Raw genomic sequence first — 3698 nt, 5'->3', positions numbered from 1 at the left:
CATAAGCCGAAGGAATCCTGAGTACGAATGAGCCGCAGGAGGCATTTGACGAACGGGGAAGCAAGGGCCTCGTCGTCATTGTTGACAGCAGGGCCAACCGGAGGAATTTCGTTGTTCGTCATTTCAGTCTTCGTCTTCGAGGTACGATTTCCTTTTCCTGCGATGCCCACTCCGGGTCCGCTTGCGTGGCCGACGAATGGCTTGGGCGGGCCAACCCCAAGAGTGCCCCGTGGCCGACCTCGACATGTCCACGAGTGCGAGACCTGCGGCGCGAATTCGCGGCGCACATCGTCTGCGCCGCGATCCGACCGGTGGTCAACGCAATTGAAATCCAACCTTCCGCAAGCCGCCGCCCTGCTGCATCGACATACTTGCTGCGAAGAGAGCTTCGATGGGCGGATTGGCCAGTGTTCAATTCCAATTGTCAGTCCCTTCGCGATTCTTGCTCAGGAAGTGACTTCGTTTTGAGTTTCGGGTGCCTTCTTTTGCGGAGCCACACAAAGATCCGCGTGACAGGCAGGCTCACCCGTGTAGTTGGCCAGTGCTTCGAGCAATGGGGTAAGATAGTACTGTTTGGTGTGGTCCGGAATTGGCCCCAGCCGGTCCACCGATTTCAGTGCCACCTCGATCAACTCGATTGCGCGATCTTTGTTGCCGCTCTCGTAATAATACTGAGCTACCGGGAGGTACCGGAGGTATTTAAACGGGCCATCGCCGTTCGGGGGATTGAGTGCCAGTATCTGTTCCGAGAGCTCGTTGCCCATCGCAAAGCGCTCCGCGCGCGGAAGATGGGAATTGTCCATCGTGGGATCGAAGAGTTGGTTGAGGGCCAAGGCCATCCACGACACCGCGTCGGACGTTTTGTCGATCGCGTCCTCGACCAATTCTCGCATGACCGGCATGCCGGTCTTGATGTCGCGCAGCTTGTGAAGCAGAAGATCCGCATGAATCTGCCGGAACTCACAAGAGTCTGGCATCAAGGCGAGGCCTTCTTCGATGGCCAAGAGCGCCGCCGTCCAATCCTCGGCCTGCATCGCCGGCTCAAGTTTGGCGTATATCGGCCCGGTAAGCGACATTTCGCGCGCTGCAAGTTGGTTATGCGCGATGCGCTTTGCATCGGCGGCTTTCGCTTCATAGCTGCTGCGCCAGCTGCCGTTAAGGACTTTCGGCAAAACGTCATCGAGTTCCGCCGGGTGGCCGATAAAAGCGATGTGGCCGTCGCGGTCGACCACGAACGAGGTGGGAATCCCAATCGAAGAGCTGGGATCCATCCAGAGCTTGTTCATTTCGCCAATGTAATCGAACCCGATACGATAATTCAGATTCGGGAACTCCTCGGTCAGCCAGGCATCCACGTTGGTCCGCGCCTCGTCTGCGGTAGGACCCTGTTCGCAGGCGGCAACTCCGACCGCCTCAAATCCGCTGCCTTCATATTTCTCCTGCAGTTCGATCAAATGGGGCATGGCGTCGACACATGGTCCGCACCAAGTCGCCCAAAACTCAACGAGGTAGACCTTGCCGGGCCGAAAGTTCGTGAGGGGCTCGCCACGCAGCCAGTTCTCCACTTTGATCGCAGGAGCCGGGGACCCCATACGCAGTTCCATCTTGGTGTCCAAAGTCATTCCACACCTTTCGTCTCTTTTGTCGCGGAATATTTTCCAGTCAAAATCGGACACGGTCTCGAGGGCATCGCTCCCTCTGGCTTGCTTCAGCGAAGCTCTCACCGTGTTGCCGCACATCAAGCTGCAACGGAGGTGCCAATTCCCTCAGCTCCGGTAAGCGGCGGGAAATGCTTTGAAATTCTCCACGAGGCCAAATGCGGCCGATTGTCGTGAACCCGACATGTCTTCTGCCGCTGTCGGGTTTCGCCCTATCACTCTTGAGAGCTTGGACGGCTCGCCTGTGATTAGACTGGCCTCGGCCCTCGAGCAGTGGCAGTTTGGCGCCAGTTCGAAAGCGCGAACTCGCCGGCTTGGTCCTCGTGCCGCCACCGCCGCGTGTGGATTCTTGCCCCGGAGTCAAAATTCGCCTCGCGGTTGCCAACGGCGGCATGCGCTCAATGCGCGTGGCGTTGAGCACCGACAGCACGTAATGGTACCAATTAGTGGATGCCCGTCGCTGCCTCCACTTCTCCAGCCAAGCGCTCGAACGACGCTACCTACCCACGTTCGAGCGCGACCGCGGAATCGCAGACTGCCGAACGTCAGCCGTTGCGAAAGGTGTAGCCGTACCCGTTGATCGCCGGTGCGCCGCCTAGATGTGCGTAGAGGACCCTCGATCCCTGTGGAAAGAAGCCCCTCTGGACGAGGTCGATCATCCCTTGCATCGATTTGCCCTCGTAAACGGGGTCCGTAATCATGCCCTCGAGCCGCGCGCACAAACGGATTGCCTCTTTGGTTTCCTCCGATGGAACGCCATAACCCGGGTACGCGTAGTCCATGAACAACACCACGTCTGCCTCGACAATTTCCGCTCCGAGGTGGACGAGCTTCGCTGTATTTTGGGCGATGCCAAGCACCTGCGCCTTGGTCTTGGCGGGCATGGCGGAGGCATCGATACCGATCACGTTGCGCTGTCGACCATCCTTGGCGAACCCGACGAGCATGCCGCCGTGGGTTGAACCAGTCACCGTACAGACGACGATATAGTCGAAGGCAAACCCAAGCTGCTCTTCCTGGGCACGCACCTCCTCAGCGAACCCCACATAGCCCAGGCCGCCGTATTTGTGGACAGAGGCGCCGGCAGGTATCGCATATGGCCTGCCGCCCCTTGCCTTGACTTCATAAAGTGCCTTTTCCCAGCTGCGGCGGATGCCGATGTCAAAGCCCTCGTCAACCAGGCGCACCTCTGCCCCCATGATGCGGCTCAAGAGGATATTGCCGACCCGGTCGTAGACAGCATCATCATGTGGGACCCAGCTCTCCTGGACCAGGAGGCATTTCATGCCGATCTTGGCGGCGACCGCAGCGACCATGCGCGTATGGTTGGACTGCACGCCACCGATTGTGACGAGCGTATCGGCATCTGACGCGATCGCGTCGGGCACAATGTATTCGAGCTTGCGCAGCTTGTTTCCGCCGAACGCGAGACCGGAGTTGCAGTCCTCGCGTTTGACGTAGATTTCCACCTTGTCGCCCAGATGCTTGCCGAGGCGGTCGAGCCTCTCGATCGGCGTGGGTCCAAAGGTGAGCGGATAACGTTCGAATTTTTCCAGCATGCTATCTCCAGCAAAAAAGTACCTGAACCTGCTACGCACCGGTCAGCCCAGGGGTATGGTCGCGTGTTAGCCGAACACAGATTCCCTATACGATCAGCTCAGTCATCAGAGGGTGACCAAAATTGGTGTGGGTCTGAGCACTGATCCTGTCATCCGCGCATCAAAGCAGCAGCACATGCTGGGCATTCGACCAAGCCGGGACACAGCTGAAAATTGCATTCCGCAGTTGATCAGAGTCAGACGACTGGTACCCGAGCTTTCCTGTAACCATCGGCATGCTGGCCCCTGTGGCGAGTTCCACGAGCGCGGCTAGAGGACTGCCAGATCAGAAAGAGCACGCGGCCGAAGTAGCCGGCCTGAAGCAGCAGCGAACAGGCCAGCGTCGTGACGACTGCCACACGGAGCGAATCCAAAGCGAAGTAAACCATCGACGCATTGCTGCACAGGACCAGCCCCACGAGCCGACAAAAAGATGAAGTGC

At 58.5% G+C, this 3698-nt stretch carries 3 protein-coding genes; all 3 read right to left on the bottom strand.

The window, feature by feature from the left end; genetic code table 11:
- Positions 1-446 precede the first annotated feature (446 nt).
- Positions 447-1604 carry a TlpA disulfide reductase family protein gene (locus P9230_RS32145; RefSeq protein WP_063170386.1) on the bottom strand — a complete coding sequence of 386 codons (1158 nt, stop codon included), beginning with the start codon at positions 1602-1604 and terminating at the stop codon, positions 447-449.
- A 599-nt stretch (positions 1605-2203) separates the two neighbouring features.
- On the bottom strand, positions 2204-3217 hold the full coding sequence (locus P9230_RS32140; RefSeq protein ID WP_024505903.1) for a 1-aminocyclopropane-1-carboxylate deaminase: 1014 nt from the start codon (positions 3215-3217) through the stop codon (positions 2204-2206).
- 236 nt (positions 3218-3453) lie between these two features.
- Positions 3454-3698 (bottom strand): exopolysaccharide production repressor protein (locus P9230_RS32135; RefSeq protein ID WP_127313226.1); only part of this gene is annotated, 245 nt, incomplete at its 5' end.

Source organism: Mesorhizobium sp. WSM4887 (assembly GCF_029625865.1).
Classification (GTDB): Bacteria; Pseudomonadota; Alphaproteobacteria; order Rhizobiales; family Rhizobiaceae; genus Mesorhizobium.
This window is presented reverse-complemented; position numbering and strand designations above follow the sequence as displayed.

Excerpts from the sequence above, each read along its gene's own strand:
- P9230_RS32140 (WP_024505903.1), bottom strand. The coding sequence starts at position 3,217 with ATGCTGGAAAAATTCGAACGTTATCCGCTCACCTTTGGACCCACGCCG.
- P9230_RS32145 (WP_063170386.1), bottom strand. The coding sequence starts at position 1,604 with ATGGAACTGCGTATGGGGTCCCCGGCTCCTGCGATCAAAGTGGAGAAC.